The organism is Stenotrophomonas forensis (assembly GCF_028752115.1).
In the GTDB taxonomy this organism is placed as follows: domain Bacteria; phylum Pseudomonadota; class Gammaproteobacteria; order Xanthomonadales; family Xanthomonadaceae; genus Stenotrophomonas; species Stenotrophomonas forensis.
The window spans coordinates 967,268-982,152 of the sequence record NZ_CP082270.1 but is presented as its reverse complement, the minus strand read 5'-3'; the positions used below and the strand labels follow the sequence as shown (position 1 = coordinate 982,152).

The window sequence follows — 14,885 nt, the reverse complement described above, 5'->3', positions numbered from 1 at the left end:
TTGGATGTGGCAGCCGCGCTGATGCGCCGGTTCGCCGCATCCCCTGCTGGCCAAGCGCAACAAGCCTATGTGCCCAGCACAGGAGCGCGACCTGCCCCGAGGGCTGCAACCGTGAGCCGTGATCAGGTGCCGCCCACCTTCGTTTCGCAAGAGGAATGGCGCAAGGCACGCGGCTTGGCCCCTGCCCCCTCTCCTCGCAAGCCGTCTGGACCCACAATCCACTAAAAGACAAAGCCCCGCATTCGCGGGGCTCTTTCGTTCAATGGAGGGATGGCGATCGTGGCTTCAAAACTGGCACTGGGGAGTCCGCGGCAACTGAGGGAGCCACTTGGCGCTCAAGAAAGAACTGCGGCGGTGACGGCATCGCCTCCAACTCCTCCGCCTTGCGAAGGATGTCCGCATCCACCTCTGCCAGCGCCTCAGCCGACCCGCGCAACCGCGCCTTCTCTAGCTCCGTTGTCCGCTGCTCAAGGGCCGCCAGACGGCGCTCACGCCGCTGCGTCCATTCGGGCCGAGAGTAGCCATTGGTCCCGATGGGATAGTCCGTGTTGAAGCGCTCCCACTCGTGCTGGGCGATGTGGCACAGACGTTCCGCCCTACCCAGCGACACGAATCGCAAGGCACGTCCTAGGATTGCCGCTCGCAGTGCCCGGACTTGGAGAACCGCCTTGGTGATCCACTGCCGCAAGGGGACCGTCTCTCCAGCCCGCGCGAGTTCGGCTTGAACCCATTCGAGACCAGCACGGATGCGCTGGGTCGACAGGTCTGCCCTGGCGCGCGCGATGTCCTGCAGGTCGCGCAAGGCATCACTCACACGCTCGGCGAGACTGACCGCGCGCTGGCCTTCGGTTGCTTCGTGCTGGGGGCCCAAGACCTGAGGCAGCCGCATCCCGGAGACGCCTCGAATCGCCAATCCAGGAGCCAAGCCCTGTATGGAGGGCGGCCGGCCACCTGGGCCATGACCGACTGACGGACGCATGGGAACGGCCCTGCCCTCGTGCCCCGCCTGCATAGTGAGATGGTCCAGATGTTCGACGTTGCCGGCCTCAATGGCGTCGTTCTCCGCTACCAGCCGGCTGCCCATGCCCTTTCGGGACAGCGCAGTTGCTGCCTTACCAAGGTGTTTCGTGGGTTCTCTCGATAGGGCCGCAGCTTGCAGTTCGTTCCCTCGGTCCGACGCCGCCCGAGCCTGTTCCGCCAGACTCCGATGATCGATCGTGACCGTCAGGCCAGCCGCTTCAAGGTGTGCGTTGGTCGTTTCCGCGACCATTTCTCGAACCCATTGAACCTGCACTTTTCCCGACACTCCCCCATCGAGCTCACGCGTTTTCTCGCCAAACCCATCAGGTCCGATGCGTCTGGTGCTTGCCAGCAAGTGGACATGGTGATTAAGCCCATCGGGGGTCCCAGGGGAGTGAATGCTGGCTTGGATGGCGAACTGGTAGCGATCCACCAACGCCTCGGCAATGGAAAAGGCCAGATGGGCCCGCTGGTCGTCGGAGAGTTCGTGCGGCAACGATAGTTCGAACTCCCGGGCTACCGTAGCGTCTTTGCGGCGCTCGGCGGCTTCGGCCACGGCCCAAAGCTCGCCGGGCACCAGCGCCCAATCGGGTGCATCTGGGGGAGCGAGGCAGAAAGTCTCAACGACGCCGCTCCTACGGCGGTAGTCGTGCTGTTGCCCGGTCGCGAAATCGGACAGCAGTAGACCGCCCCGGTAGGCGGCTGCAGCGACGGCGGACTGGCCTTTGCCTCGGCTGAAGGTTTTGACTGATGTGTGGAAGATGGCCATAAAGACTCCTGTGAAAACAGGTTCTTTATGGACCAGCTTTTGCCGTTGGCAAGCCTCGCAGAGGCTTGGGGTCCCAGGGGCGAAGCCCTTGGCGCACGCATCCGTCAGGATGCCTAAGTGCGCTCTTGCCTTTCATCCTCCATACTGTCCACCAATCTAAGAAATCGGAAAGCTAAGGATGAGCGACAAACCGACTGATGACAAAGAAGCAGAAGATGACAAAAAAGCGGCAGCCATTGAAGTGATTACGCGCGCCGCTGAAGCAGGCGACCCGTTCGACTCAAAGGATCCTGATCGCAAAATGGAACCGGATCTTCGATCACTCCCATCCATACGTTCCATTCAAGATGCCGCAAATGAACTTGGGGAACCAGATCCAACCAGCGGAATCCAACAAGGAAAAAATGGGGATTACAACATCACCACAGATAGCGCAAGGGAAACCGGCAAGGCGTGTCGAGAAATACTTACTCGCCGCGAAAACAAGAATACAAGGCGCAAGATAGGATCTGCCTTAGCCGGGATGTCACAAACGCCGAAGATTTCCCCGAAGAAGAAGATGTTCGTTACAAACCTCCCAGGGATCTCCGACTAACGAGCTTAAGGACTGCGACTCCAACTCAACGCCAACTGACTAGGCTGGCGCTGCCGGGCTCCCTAGACGTTCAAAAGCCTTTTTATAGGGCCACGCCGCGCTTGGCGGCGAACTGCATCGCAGGGGTCAGCATGGAGAGGTCGAACTCATCCATGTGACCTTTAAGGTATTGCGCCGTTGCTTCGCGGACACACGGATCCGGCTGCACTGCCTTGAATCGAGCGCGGCTATCGAAGGCGTAGCCATCAAAGTCGGCTTCGTAAAAACGGCAGTGGCGAGAGCCGTTCGACGCCAGAAGATCGAATACGACATTGCCAAACACTTGGCGTCGCCGCAGCTCTTCAGCCACGTCTTCCAAGTTCTCCTGCGGCAAGCTCTGCCCTGTCGCCATGACGACGACCGAGAAGGCTTCCGATGAAGAACTTATGACGACAAACTTTCGCATACCTTGCCTTTTGAACGGCTGATTCGTTGATGGCCACTCTCTACAAGCGAAAACACCTCATCCACAATGGCGACTGCCTCTTCACGCGTCTTTAGCATTCGCGTGGTGTCCACGTTGCCGTCCATGTGGAAGAGACGGTGCCGAAGGTTATGCCACAGCTGGTAACCTTCGACAAGAGTTTGCTGAACTTCTAGTGAGCAGGTCGCCTGATAGGTAGACAGGACTCTCGGCGTGGGTGCTTCCAAATCAAAATAATCACCTAGCTTTTCCCTAACATTTAGCGCGATACCGCCCTCTTCGCCCAGAAGCTGGAAGCAGTAGCCCTCAAGTCCTCGCAACGCGGGGTAGGCGACCGCAGAATAATCTTCCAGGTCAATGCCCACCTGCGTGAGCGCCAGCGAGGATGAAAACTGGATACGGACGGCGTCACGAAGGTAATCGTGAACGATAGGAATCTTAACCTCGAGGTTCTGCTTGATCTGCTCGACCGACAAAGGGACAGAGTAAATGTCCTTTTGGTGAGCAAGGATCTTGTCCACAGGAAGCATGGTTTGCACTGCATCCAATGCCCACCCGGCGACCTTTCCATGCACGCCTTGCATGTGGAACGTGCCATTCTTGTAGTGCTTGAAAGTCAGTCGCTCGCCATTTGTGCCAACCACACGAATCAGCCTGTAGTTGGCTGTCGTCTCGTCGCCGTTGATTTCCACGCCCTGCTCAAGCAGGTAATCCAAAACAAAGGCAACCTTCTCATCCTCGAAACGAGGGAGACTCGCATTGAGAGGGGAAGGAGAACCATACCCGCACCGATCCTTGATGGCATCCCCAAGAACCTCAAAGGTCGCCGCATCAAACCCCGACGAGTTGCCGATGGTGAACTTTCCGCCGTTATTGGCGAAGATCTGGACCAAGAAACGCTTCCCATTTAGCTCTCCGCTATGGTGAGTCAGTCGCCCTTCCTTCACGACGCGCTCGGCCAAATCAGTCGCGCCAGCATCCACCAGAGCGGATTGCACTTTCGCGCAATCGAGAAAAATGTCCTTGAACCGCTTCTCCGCCACTGCCGACCCCTGATCGTCCTTAACACTAAATGATAACAGATCTGTGAGGCATGGATAGGAACACAAGCCGCCGTCCGGCGTTGACCTGGATGATCCGACATGAACTAGCTAACAAAACAGAATCGTCATTTATATTTCATTCATGTTCAAAAAATGAACTGTTAGCTTACTTCAGTTAAACAGTACGGTAATGACTCCGAAAATCGGCCATCCCGATGGACGCAAGCCATTGATTTTAATGTAGATGACAGCGCATCTTGGGGCGGTACGATTGGCTGAGCCAACATGCAAAACGGCACTTCTCAGGCGATGCCTAAGGCCGTGAACAAAACCCCGATTTTTCGTTGACGATTTTTAGGCCCGCAGTATCTGTACTTCCATCCTTCAGATGGAAGCAACGCAGTGACCTCCCCCACCTCGAAACACCTCAACTCCTACCTCGCAGACCCGACGGGCACCCTCAAACTGACCAACGTGCGCATCGGCCGCGTCCGCATCGGCGAAATGATCGTGACTGGCCGAGAAGCCGCCATCCATGCTCAAGAGATCATCAACGACGCCTGCGAGCGGACCCGTCGAGCGCTCCTTGGAAAGAATGGCACGCGCCACCCTGAGCCTCTCCCCGTCGCCGCCCCCGCTCGATTGCTGTCTATCGAGATCCGGGACTACCTGGCGGACCGCGAGCGTATGGGCCTGACACGCAACACCATCGAGGCCACAGCGCGATCACTGAAGATGCTCCTGATGGCCTGCGGGGATATTCCGGTGTCCCGGGTCGACCACGTGCATATCTACCGACTCTGGGAGCTGATGCGCTGGGCTCCACCACTTCTCCAGTCGGACCCTCAGTATCGGAACTACACGTATGAGCAGGCGGTGGCCCAGGGGAAGGCGCTCCGTGTCCAACCGCCCGCACCGGCCACCGTAGAGAAGCACCGAAGGTTTCTCGTCACCTTCTTTGGCCGACTGGACAAAGCAAAAGCCATTGTGGGCTCCCCCATGCACTTTTTCCCAGAGGCGAAGAAGGACCTGGTCATTGACCCCGACAAGGCCGAGCGCTTGTTTGACGAAGAAGATCTGCGTCGCATCTTTGCCCCCAACACGTTCATCCCCTGGGCCATGAAAGCGCCCCACCGGTGGTGGGTGCCGATGATTGGACTCCACACGGGAGCGCGTATCAATGAAGTCGCTCAGCTGAAGCTCGCAGACATTGTCCAGGAGAGCGGCGTTTGGTGCATCAAGATTCAGAAGACGGTAGACGCGGACCTGAGCCACAGAGACAGGAACCGGAGCCGCCAAAGCCTAAAAGGCAAAGCAGCTGTCCGAACGCTCCCCATTCCCCAACCGCTGCTCGATGCCGGGTTCCTGGCTTTCGTCGAGGACATCCGCGCTTGTGGCCATCCTCGCCTCTTCCCCCACTTGTCTGCCGGCGTGCGACGCGACAATGGCGATACCAACGCCCGTTACAGCCAAGGCGTCCTCAACCAGTTCAGCAGATACATGAAGGATCTCGGATTTCCTAAAGGCGTCGGGTTCCACGCCTTCCGACACACCCTTGCCACGGAGCTGCATCACATGGGGGTGGCCGATGAGGACATTGCCCTGGTCACCGGCCACTCCATCAGCAAGCGGGTCCCTGTACTGCACGAGGCCTATTTCCACAAGAAGCCCGCGCAGGCACGAACGAAGCAGATCGCAGTCCTGGAGAAGTATCGCCCTGATGTGGTGCTTCCGGTCTACCAAGCGGGGCAGTTTCGGGCGACCTTGGCTGACCGTAGCAAATTTTACCCATAAGCCTCTTGGCGAAGATGAGGCGTCCCAGGCGAGTCTGGGACCCCTCACAGCTTTAACCGTTGTGGTGGCACCTTCAGCGCCAGTGCGGGGAGACATCCACGTCTCGCACCCTAGCAGGGCTTCACCCGAAGCATGTAAATCTATGCATCCATTCGTCGCGCAGGGGAGCTGACGAGGCATGAGTGTTCTGAACGTTTTTCCGTCCCCAGACGGCCTACTGGTGGCGGTCCACACACCCGGCCGACAACGCACTCACAAGCCCCATTTGTCCCGGGCCACGCCAGCAATCGAATGCAAGCGTCGCACGATTCCAATAAAGTTGGCCTGGGCCGAGCTTCCCGCCCATTACCCTGCCGATTCATCCGAAGAAGCAGTTTAAGCCTACCCTTCCGAGCCCTATACGTTCTATCCTTGAATAAACCAAGCGGGGATGGGTCATGCCGGAGCATCCGATATACCGTAACGCGCTCAACGCAATACAGGTAGGCGTTGAGGATTTCAACGAAGGATCCCCACCCCGCCTATCTTCAGCCGTCCGAAATCTTACCGCAGGCATTCTGCTCCTGTGTAAAGAGAAGCTTCGCCGACTGTCGCCCGAAGACGAGATCTTGATTTGGAAGCAAATCACCCCGTCGCTGGATGACGATGGGAAGGTCATCTTTGAGGGGTCCGGGAAGACGACAGTTGATGTCTCTGAGATCATTTCCCGCTTTAAGTCGCTCGGCATCGAGGTGGACGCCAGCCTCTTGCAGCGGATCACAGGAGTCAGGAACCGGGTCGAGCACCACCACGTTGATGACGTGGGTCAGATCCGAGGCGCTTTCGCTGATGGTCTTATTTTTCTCTCTCAGTTCATGCCGAAGCATCTAGAGGTCGACCCTCAGGACGAGATAGACGAAGACTCCTGGGCTCTCCTCGTAGCGGAGAAGGAAATTGAAGATCGCCTCAGGGCGGAGTGCAGGGCGTCTTACGCTCAACTCGATGGGCCTACCTCGCTGACGGATGCTATTGAACGCGAGGGCTGCCCGGAGTGCAGCTCACATTTGGTCAGGCAAACTCAAGCCAAAAATACCAATCCATTTGAGGCCCAGTGGGCGTGTCGAGCTTGCGGTCATACCAGCTCAAATCAGGAGTGGCTTGGTCGCATACTCCCTAACTTCTTTGCTGGCGCAAGCTTCCTTGCTGCAAAGGATGGCGGGCATGACCCCTTGGATACCTGTCCCGAGTGCAGCGAGGAGGCCTATGTTTACGAGGACGAGATGTGCCTCGCCTGCGGCTTTGAGCTGGGGCACAGCGAGTGCGCCGTCTGTTCAGAACCACTTGGCCTAGAAGAGTATGGGGAAACAATCTGCTCTTATCACCGCTATGTGGCAGACAAAGAACGAGACCGTTGAATAGCAGTAAGGCAGCTTTAGTTCGTGAGGAAATCCGCGCCCCATAACATGCAGGGAAATCATGAGAGTTGCAGATCTTTCCATCCACAACTTCCGTGGCGTAAGTGAAGGCCACTTGCGCTTCAGCAAACACGTGGTGCTGGTTGGAGGCAATAACACTGGTAAGACCACTGTTATCGAGGCGCTCACGCTGCTCCTTGGAAGAGATCGTCTGATACGAGACCTTACAGAGCACGACTTCTTCGGATCAGACCCGCAGCCAGATGACCGCATCAAACTGATTGCGACGATCACGGGCTTTGGCGGCAACGATCCCAATCAACACCCCGAATGGTTCAGAGATGGACGTGCTGTCCCGAAGTGGCTGGACGAGGCGACCGGCACGGTTCATCCCTTACCAACAGAGACCGCCAAACATCTCTGCTGCCAGATTGCAGTCCAAGCCTATTTTGATCAGCTGTCACTCACAGTGGAAGTCGTGCGCTACTTCCACGATCACGATGGCGCGATCGACCCGTTCGATGAAGACTCGCCCGTTGCGGTGCCTAACCGTCTCATACAGCAGTTTGGGTTCTTCCTTGTTAGAGCAAGTCGGACGTGGGACCGAGTGCTGTCGTGGGGCAGCGAACTCTTTCGCAGGACCCTGCATGCCGCAGCCGCTCAGCCAGCGGGCGCTATCCTTGCCCAGCGGGACCAGCTGCGATTACCTGAAACCGCCATTGAGGACGACAAGCAGATTGCTCCCCTCATCAACAGCGTCAACGACGAGGTTGCCCGGTGCATAGCGGGCTCTCCCAAGCTGAAGCTTCGTGTCACCTCCACGGACAGTCGTTCCGTGTTGGATGCCGTGGCACCCCATTACGCTGTGCCGAACGGGCCCAGCGTGCCCGCCGCCCGCCAAGGAAACGGATTGATTTCGTTGCAGGGGCTGTTCCTCCTCCTTGAGCTTGGAAGACTGCGTGCTAAAGGGGGCGAAGGCTTCACCATGGCCCTGGAAGAACCAGAGCTTCATCTACCCCCGGCAACGCAGCAGCAGATTGTGCTGAGAGTCCAGGCACTGTCCTCACAAACATTTGTTACAACTCACTCTCCAACCATTGCGGCAATGGCTGACCCCACCTCAGTTTTGCTACTCAGAAACACTGGCGGGATTTTGACCGCCAAGCCTTTCCTGGAGAAAAATCTTGATGGTCAAGCAGCTAACTGGGAGCGCAAGTTCTACCAGCACAACCGGACTGAGGTCATTGACGCCCTCATGCACTCGTTTGTGCTGGTCCCCGAGGGCCGCTCAGATCACCTGTTGCTGCAGACACTCCTCAAGCCACTGATGCTTAGGCAAGGCTGGGCAGGCGAGCATGCCCACTCATTCGGATTGGAAGTCGGGTTAGTTCCGACCGAAGATGCCAAGGTTGTTGAGATTTGGACAGACCTTCAGCGGGTGCATCCACGCGTTTGCTGCCTTGTGGATGGCGACGGTGAAGGCTTCCGATACTCCGGGGAACTCGCTCGGGCCGGGGCTAGTCCTAGCTCTATCATCAGATGGCCCGACGGTCAGATGCTTGAGGATATCTTGTCCTGGGTTTTCTCTGCAGACCCCGTTTCGATTGCGGTCATCGCAAGGGATATCCCAGCGTTGGCTGATGCAGATGTGGCCATGGTCGTCGCCTATGCAAAAACGAAAAAGTGCGACTTGGTGCTCTACGAAGCTATTGCGGAGGCCGTTGTTGACAATGAGGCATGCAGAGGGCGAGCGTCGGAGCTATTCGAAGGCTTGGCATTGGCCTGCGCCGACCTGGAGAGCGCCCGCTTTAGCAGGGCCGAGAACGCTTGGGTCTTCCAGCCATGACTGTTGCCGTCTTTTCCGGCGGGGCGGGCAGTGGAAAGACATACCAGCTGATGCAGAAGCTTGCACAGGTTATTGCCGAGAAACCTTTGGAGGACGGGCGCAAAGTTCTAGCGCTGACCTTCATGCACGGCGCTCGGCGGCGCTTAGATGACCGACTTGCCAGGGTTCCCGGCATGGATCGCCGCTACGAATGCGCCACTTTGGACAGCTTCGCCGCCCGGATTGTTCGACGCTGGCAGTCTCTGGCCATCCAAGAGCGCTACGGCGAGCCGCTTGAATCCGAATACGAAGAGACGTGTCGGGTGGCAGCAGCTCTTCTTAACCACCGCCACGTTGTGCTTTGGGTGAAGGCGTCATATCCGGTCTTGATCATCGACGAGGCTCAGGATCTCTCTGCAAACCGCCTTGACGTTGTCCGCCACCTTGCAACGGAGCTGACAACGCTCATTGCTGCCGATGAGTTCCAGTGCCTGGACGCTGCCCTTCGACCGAATCCGGCGTGGGGCTGGCTTCAACTCCAAGAAGACCACGTAAAGCTGGAGCGGACGATGCGCACAAACGTGGGCTCATTGCTCGACGCAGCCGCGGCACTCAGGTCTGGCTTGGATCTCCCCTGCGGCCCCGGGTTCTCGTTCAAAGCGACGGCCAACGCCGCACTGGCATCTACCTTTTTGAGCAATCAAATCGGCTGGAAGGTCAAGGGTAAATCCTTGGCGGTCATATCCCCCGTAGTAAAGGCGTTCGCAGAAGATACTTTGATGGCGTCGGCCGTTAAGGCCACCAAGCATGGCAATGGACCCTATCGAATCGACTGGGAGCAGGCTGAGGATAAGGTCGTGGAAGCACTCTTGGCCCGGATAGTTGCTCCCGCTGTTGCTACGCCTGCCGAGGCCCTAGAGGCGGTGAGAGCAACTGGCGATCACGTCCTTTATGGTGAGTTTTCCCGCTGGGTAGACCGCTTGATTCGAACCAGACGTGAAGTAGCTATCTCTCGAGAGATGCTCGCAGCCACCGTCAAGCAGATTTGCGCAAACCGCGCCAGATTCCAGCGCTCTTCAGACCTCGGCTACAAGGCGATGTCCGTGCATAGAGCAAAAAACAGGGAGTTTGACCACGTTGTGGTTCTTTGGCCTGCGGCAACGTCCGGAGACAATGAACAGAAGCGGCGACTGCTCTACAACGCAGTGACGCGGGCAAAAGTGGAGTGCTTGGTCCTTGTTCAGGCGAAGAAGCACCTCGATGAGCCGCCCTTCAAGCAGTAGCTAAGCGGCGTCATGTCCCGTCTACAGTTAGGCAGAGGCTGACAGTTCGCGCAGCCGCTTCAACGCTTCCTTCTGCTTGGACAGTGGCAGCTTTGAGACAAGCAGAATCACCTCGGCCAATGTGTCGGAGGTGGCGTGGAAATATGCCACGGGCAGACCCAAGGCCTCTGCCAACGCCTCCATGGTCTCTTCGTCTGGCATCCGATCCCCGCGTTCGTATCGCGAAATGCGCGGAGCAGCCGAGTTTTCGTCCTCCAGGCCCAGCACCGCCCCAAGCTCAGCCTGAGTCATCCCCTTTGCCTGGCGGGCTTCGCGCAAACGGCGACCAAGGGTTCTGACAGGGGCGATCGGGGCAGGCACTGGGGCAAAGATCGAACGATTGCTGACTGAGCCCGCAGTCTGACGGTTCCAAGTTTGCGTTGCATTTGCCAATATGGCAAATGTCGCCAGCCCGGCGACCCTACAGGGGCTTTATTACATGAAGCACGCACGACACGGAGCCGTCGCGCTCCTCGCCATCGCAGTCATGAGCACTCCTGCCAGCGCTCAGACCCATGCTGAGCAGGATGAGGTCCCTAACAAGCCGGGCTTCTTTCGCCAGCTGGGCACCAGCCTGAAGGACGCGGGGCAGCAAATGATCGGAGTTAAACCAGCCCAGACGGGCACGAACGCCGGCGCCAGCTCCGGTGCCATCTACACGCCGGTCAGCGGACCCGGAAAGATCAAAGGCCTCTTCAAAGCAGACAACCACCAGCAGGCCCAGCTCGGCAGGCTGGAATGGCCCAGGATGGCATTGACGTTCCTGGAGTGGGGGGCGTCGCTGCCCTGCTGGACCGTCGAGGCCCGCATCTGGACAAGCCCCTCCGCGTCGACCACAGAGGTCTTCCAGACCTGCGCCAATGCAGCCCTGACGGAGACCGACGACCTGGGCGACACGGCCGAGCTCAACACCGCCGCCCTGTGGAAAGGCAGAGATGCCCTCACTGGTGTTCGGGTGCCGGCAGGCAGGCCCCACACAGGCTCAAACCGGTCAACCGGCCCCAACCCTCCCAGCCAGCCGTTCGTCCTCAACGTGAGCCGCCCAGGGGTGTCCGACCGGGCCGTCGACGTAGCCCTTCGCGTGGCCTGGGTCAGCGGCTTCATCCAAACATCGGATCTGCACCCGGGAGCCAGCGGCCTGCTGACGCCATTCAAAGATTCGAGGATGTGGCTCGCAGGCTTCAAGTCAGAAGGCAACCGCGACAAGTAATCCACCCCCATCGCCACCTACCTGGGCGGCAGATGCCTGCCGCCGAAACTAGACCAATCAAGGAACGAACGATGAAAGCAACATGGCCCACCCTGGCCGGCTTGGCCATTGCACTGACCCTCTCTGCTTGCGGTGGCCAGCCGTCTACTAACGATGCCGAAAGGGCACTCGCCACCCTTCTGGAGGAAAGCGGGGCTGGACGGGTTGGCGACATCCGTGACTTCGAACTGACCGGATGCGTCGAGGCCCAAGACATGGAGGGCTACCGCTGTGACACCAAGGGGAAAGTTTCCATCGATATCGGCGGCCGCCAGGTGCCCATCCCGGTCAGCAAAAATCTTCGATATGCGAAGGAGTCCGGGAGCTGGAAGGCCTACGCCAAATGAGCGTCCCTCCCCCGCTGCTTGACCAGTCGCCCCCTGCCCGCCGCAAGTTGATGACCCCCAGGGAGCGGTTCTTCTGGTGGTACTCCTTGACCCTGCTCTTCCTGGGACCTTTTGGGTTCATTGTCGGGCCGCTTATGGCCCGGCGAGGAACACGGAAGGTAGGACGCCTCTACCCTGCCGAGGCTCGAGTGGCTCAGGCCAGGGGTAAGGGCTTCGCCTGGTGGCAGTGGTGGACCATGACCGTCCTGACCCTGATGGGCGCACTGGGGGCCTTCGCTGTCCTGAGCGGGCTGCCGATGTTTCTCTTCGTCATGTATGCCAAGTTGATTGAGTAGCACCGCGTAACGCAGATGTCAGATATCCAGCCATCTGCATACGACCTGACAACGGCCCCAAATCCCAACCTTCCTTCAACTGAAAAGCCAAGGTCCTGCGCTCGGAGTGGACCTTGGCTTTTTTATGCCCTATTTCGGAACAACTGGGACGAGGGCGTCGCGTCTCCGCTTGACACCCTCTCGCGCTTTGATAGAAACCTACAACATTTCGAAAGAATCTCGCATATGAATATTGAAGATTTTTGGAACAGCGCATTTCTCGCAGCCCTAAGCAGACTCCCAGCAGCCCTAGCCAAAGAAGAGGCCGATGTTGCCACAGAACTCTGCATTCAACATTGGCAAACCAACCATCACCGCTCTGCACCACAGTATAGGACGCGCTGGAAGGATCAAAACATCGCCAATGTTCCCGGCCGTCTTAAGCCGTCCGTGAAACTGGTCAAAGGGGAGCCAGAAGCCAAGAATCGCAAGATCAACTAAAAGGGCTTAGGACTACGCCTCGCCGGCGCAGGTTTAGGGGTCAGAGGAAGGACATCTTCCAATCGAACCCTCATTTCGCTGACGCCGCCGACTTCAAAGCGGATATACCCTACTGTCTTAGCGTCTAGTCGACCGGCCACATACTTCACGAGCTTTCTAACCGAAGTTCCAATGCTCGGGTCATAGAAGCAACTCACTGGATCGAATGCTTCAAATTCAGACTCGAGCCACGCTTCGGCGACATCAGTGACGACAGCAGAATCGTCGTTGATGTCGAACGCTTCTGAGATTTCATCCAAACAGTCTTGGAAATCGCCCAATACTGCTTCAACATCCAAGCGATCGTCGTTGGTCACTGCAATCGCACCAACAGGCTTATCATCTTCATCGAAGACCCCCAAAACGATCGCTTTCGGTTTCTCATCTGCCATATCAACTCCTTGAAGTAAGGCGTTTGACGGAATCAGCTCCGCCAGATGCGCAGCTTTGCTCGACTAGATCAGACACCACATCCACGCCTTCGGCTTTACCTTTGGATGCTTCTTACCCCTCTCGAGAGTAATGCCTAAGGTGCATCGCCTACAACCAATCCCTCAACGTAGAACGGTCGTGCCCTAGCCCGCCATGACGACAAGCCGGAATCTGATTAGTCCGGTTACAATCATGGGACACAACACAGGACACATGTCCGGTTTGCGATCTGCTGCAGGGTCAAGGGGTTAGGTTGGAGTTGATCCGATCCCCCTCTCTCCGCCAGATAACTGAAAAGGGCTGCCCGAAAGGGCAGCCTTTTTCAGTTATCTGGCGCGGGATGCGAAGTGCGCTGCGCGCGCTTCGCCCCAAACGTTGCTGCGCAACCTTTGGGCCCCTCCCTTTGCCGGCCTCTCCCCGCCCCTGTCGGGGCAGCCCCTCAACAGAGGGGCTTGTTCCTCCAGACCGATCCGTAGATCCACGCCATGCGTGGATGCTCTTGGTCGCCTTTCACACTCCCGCGGCCCCTCAAACAAAACTGAACGAAACCTGAAAATTCGCTATCGTAGGCGCCTTCACCCAATGCCGCCCATCGCCCATGAGCTCGACCGACACCGCTCACGCCGCCTGCGAGAACTGCGACACCGCCCTGCATGGCCATTACTGCCATCGCTGCGGGCAATCGGCGCACAACCCGCTCAAGCATGTCGGCCACGCCATCGAGGAAGTGTTCGAATCCTTCTGGCATCTGGATGGGCGCATCTTCCGCACGCTGCGCGACCTCTGGGTGCCCGGTCGCATCGCGCTGAACTACCTCAAGGGCCGCAGGGTGGGATACGTACAACCACTGCGGCTGTTCGTCATCCTCACGTTGTTCACCTTCTTCGTCGGCAAGCTGTTCGTACACGTCGACGATTTCGGTGTGGGCGGCGGACGCGACTCGGTGTACGCCAAGGCCACCACCTCGGAACAGGTCGAAGCCGCACGCGCACGACAGCTGGCGTTGATCGACCAACAGCAGGCCAGCTCCCCCGCCACCGGCAACGCCGGCTTCGCCATGGCGAAAGCTGCAGTCAATGCTGCCGCCGCACAGCGCAAGGCAGAGCTCGAGGGCACCCGCTCCGTCGCCCCTGAAACCACCACGGGCGGATACGGCACCTTCTTCGATCACACCGTCAACGGCAAACCCTGGGATGCGGACAGCAATCCCATCGTCCTCGATGGTTGGCCGCAGTTCGCCAACCGATGGCTCAACAAGCGCCTGCAGAACGGCAACACCAACATCAAGCGCATGGGCGGCAAGGCTGATCTCTACATGCAGGCGATCCTCACCGCACTGCCGGGCGCCCTGTTCTTCCTGATGCCGGTGTTCGCACTGGTGCTGCGCATCGCCTACCTCCGTCGACCGATGGGCTATCTCGAGCACCTGGTGGTCGCCCTCTACAGCCACTGCTGGCTGATGATGGTGCTGCTGGCAACGTTCCTCGTCGCCGGCATCGGCAATGCCTTCGCATCACCCACGATCGCCACACTCAGCCAATGGCTGTATGCCCTGCTGTGGCTGGCGGTTCCGGTGTACCTGCTGTGGATGCAGCAGCGCGTGTATGGCGGCAACAAGGCGTTCATCGTACTGCGCTACCTCGCCATCGGCGGCGTGTACCTGTTCCTGGTGACCTTCGTGGTGATGTACGCGGTACTGGCGGGCATTTCGGCCTGAGGGGAGACACGCATGGCGTGTCACCCCTGAATCCGCGCGTGGCGTGGATCTTCTGATACTG

At 58.4% G+C, this 14,885-nt stretch carries 15 protein-coding genes; 10 read left to right on the top strand and 5 right to left on the bottom strand.

The window, feature by feature from the left end; all coding sequences use genetic code 11:
* Nucleotides 1–259: 259 nt before the first annotated feature.
* The gene (locus K5L94_RS04540) at nucleotides 260–1,789 is read right to left on the bottom strand and encodes a MobA/MobL family protein (protein ID WP_274512047.1); all 1,530 of its coding nucleotides are present in this window, start codon (nucleotides 1,787–1,789) and stop codon (nucleotides 260–262) included.
* 178 nt (nucleotides 1,790–1,967) lie between these two features.
* Here K5L94_RS04540 and K5L94_RS04535 point away from each other — a divergent pair, with 178 nt between their 5' ends.
* Complete coding sequence (locus tag K5L94_RS04535) at nucleotides 1,968–2,384, top strand: hypothetical protein (RefSeq protein ID WP_152236268.1); 417 nt, start codon at nucleotides 1,968–1,970, stop codon at nucleotides 2,382–2,384.
* Nucleotides 2,385–2,466: 82 nt separating this feature from the next.
* Here the strand turns inward: K5L94_RS04535 and K5L94_RS04530 are convergent, their stop codons facing one another.
* Nucleotides 2,467–2,829, bottom strand: coding sequence for a type II toxin-antitoxin system RnlB family antitoxin (locus K5L94_RS04530; RefSeq protein ID WP_152236269.1), 363 nt, complete (start codon nucleotides 2,827–2,829; stop codon nucleotides 2,467–2,469).
* On the bottom strand, nucleotides 2,808–3,890 hold the full coding sequence (locus tag K5L94_RS04525; protein ID WP_274512046.1) for an RNase LS family HEPN domain-containing protein: 1,083 nt from the start codon (nucleotides 3,888–3,890) through the stop codon (nucleotides 2,808–2,810). The genes K5L94_RS04530 and K5L94_RS04525 overlap by 22 nt, the downstream gene beginning before the upstream one ends.
* 402 nt (nucleotides 3,891–4,292) lie before the next feature.
* Between K5L94_RS04525 and K5L94_RS04520 the strand changes: the two genes are divergently transcribed.
* The 4 genes from K5L94_RS04520 to K5L94_RS04505 all read left to right on the top strand — a co-directional run bounded on the left by K5L94_RS04520 (nucleotide 4,293) and on the right by K5L94_RS04505 (nucleotide 10,186).
* Nucleotides 4,293–5,684, top strand: coding sequence for a site-specific integrase (locus K5L94_RS04520; protein WP_274512045.1), 1,392 nt, complete (start codon nucleotides 4,293–4,295; stop codon nucleotides 5,682–5,684).
* A gap of 437 nt (nucleotides 5,685–6,121) precedes the next feature.
* Nucleotides 6,122–7,078 carry a hypothetical protein gene (locus K5L94_RS04515; RefSeq protein WP_274512044.1) on the top strand — a complete coding sequence of 319 codons (957 nt, stop codon included), beginning with the start codon at nucleotides 6,122–6,124 and terminating at the stop codon, nucleotides 7,076–7,078.
* A 61-nt stretch (nucleotides 7,079–7,139) separates the two neighbouring features.
* A complete protein-coding gene (locus tag K5L94_RS04510; RefSeq protein ID WP_274512043.1) occupies nucleotides 7,140–8,924 on the top strand; it encodes an ATP-dependent nuclease in 1,785 nt (594 codons plus the stop codon).
* Nucleotides 8,921–10,186 carry an ATP-dependent helicase gene (locus K5L94_RS04505; protein ID WP_274512042.1) on the top strand — a complete coding sequence of 422 codons (1,266 nt, stop codon included), beginning with the start codon at nucleotides 8,921–8,923 and terminating at the stop codon, nucleotides 10,184–10,186. The genes K5L94_RS04510 and K5L94_RS04505 overlap by 4 nt, the downstream gene beginning before the upstream one ends.
* 27 nt (nucleotides 10,187–10,213) lie before the next feature.
* On the opposite strand, the gene K5L94_RS04500 is transcribed toward K5L94_RS04505, so the two are convergent.
* On the bottom strand, nucleotides 10,214–10,477 hold the full coding sequence (locus K5L94_RS04500; protein ID WP_274512041.1) for a helix-turn-helix domain-containing protein: 264 nt from the start codon (nucleotides 10,475–10,477) through the stop codon (nucleotides 10,214–10,216).
* Between the two features lie 187 nt (nucleotides 10,478–10,664).
* Between K5L94_RS04500 and K5L94_RS04495 the strand changes: the two genes are divergently transcribed.
* The 4 genes from K5L94_RS04495 to K5L94_RS04480 all read left to right on the top strand — a co-directional run bounded on the left by K5L94_RS04495 (nucleotide 10,665) and on the right by K5L94_RS04480 (nucleotide 12,636).
* A complete protein-coding gene (locus tag K5L94_RS04495; RefSeq protein ID WP_274512040.1) occupies nucleotides 10,665–11,435 on the top strand; it encodes a hypothetical protein in 771 nt (256 codons plus the stop codon).
* Nucleotides 11,436–11,506: 71 nt separating this feature from the next.
* Nucleotides 11,507–11,821, top strand: a complete 315-nt coding sequence (locus tag K5L94_RS04490) for a hypothetical protein (RefSeq protein ID WP_274512039.1) — start codon at nucleotides 11,507–11,509, stop codon at nucleotides 11,819–11,821.
* Nucleotides 11,818–12,156, top strand: a complete 339-nt coding sequence (locus K5L94_RS04485; RefSeq protein ID WP_274512038.1) for a hypothetical protein — start codon at nucleotides 11,818–11,820, stop codon at nucleotides 12,154–12,156. The genes K5L94_RS04490 and K5L94_RS04485 overlap by 4 nt, the downstream gene beginning before the upstream one ends.
* Nucleotides 12,157–12,381: 225 nt before the next feature.
* Nucleotides 12,382–12,636 (top strand): hypothetical protein, encoded by a 255-nt coding sequence (locus K5L94_RS04480; RefSeq protein WP_274512037.1) that lies wholly within the window; start codon nucleotides 12,382–12,384, stop codon nucleotides 12,634–12,636.
* Here the strand turns inward: K5L94_RS04480 and K5L94_RS04475 are convergent.
* Nucleotides 12,633–13,067: a hypothetical protein gene (locus K5L94_RS04475; protein ID WP_274512036.1), complete on the bottom strand. Its 435-nt coding sequence runs from the start codon at nucleotides 13,065–13,067 to the stop codon at nucleotides 12,633–12,635. The two genes, K5L94_RS04480 and K5L94_RS04475, sit on opposite strands and share 4 nt — an antisense overlap.
* 638 nt (nucleotides 13,068–13,705) lie before the next feature.
* On the opposite strand from K5L94_RS04475, the gene K5L94_RS04470 reads away from it, so the two are divergent.
* The gene (locus tag K5L94_RS04470; RefSeq protein WP_274512034.1) at nucleotides 13,706–14,824 is read left to right on the top strand and encodes a DUF3667 domain-containing protein; all 1,119 of its coding nucleotides are present in this window, start codon (nucleotides 13,706–13,708) and stop codon (nucleotides 14,822–14,824) included.
* The last annotated feature ends 61 nt before the right edge of the window (nucleotides 14,825–14,885 follow it).